Below are 404 nucleotides of genomic sequence, written 5' to 3'. Positions count from 1 at the left end.
CAACGGACGCCGCGCCGCGGGCATCGGCGCGGCGCGCGCCCGCGGCCCGGAGGACGCCAGGGCGCGCGGCGTGCAGGCCGACGGCCTCGGGGTCTCCCAGCCGGACCCCGGCGAGCAGGCCCGGGAGAGCACCGACAGGCTGATCCGCTCCGGGGCGCGGGACAGCGTGGTGAGCGACTCCGTGGCCGCCCTGGGGCCCAAGGCCGCGATCGGGGGCGAGATGGGTGACGCCCACGTGGGCCTGCAGGCCCGGTTGATGGCCCAGGCGCGGCGCAAGCTCACCGGCGCGCCGCGCCCCGGCGGCACCAACGCGATCTTCATCAATCAGCTGCGCGAGCAGACCGGCGTCGTCATCCGCAGCACCGAGACCAACACCGGCGGCAAGGCCCCGGACCGCTACGTCA

Annotated in this window: 1 pseudogene; it reads left to right on the top strand. The window is 77.0% G+C overall.

The window, feature by feature from the left end:
* A pseudogene (locus MU407_RS14250) lies at positions 1 to 404 on the top strand (DNA recombination/repair protein RecA); the annotation flags it as partial.

Origin of the sequence: Brachybacterium sp. Marseille-Q7125 (genome assembly GCF_023062615.1) — a bacterium.
In the GTDB taxonomy this organism is placed as follows: Bacteria; Actinomycetota; Actinomycetes; order Actinomycetales; family Dermabacteraceae; genus Brachybacterium.
Note: the sequence above shows the minus strand (reverse complement) of the source record. Positions and strands in the feature narration are given on the sequence as shown.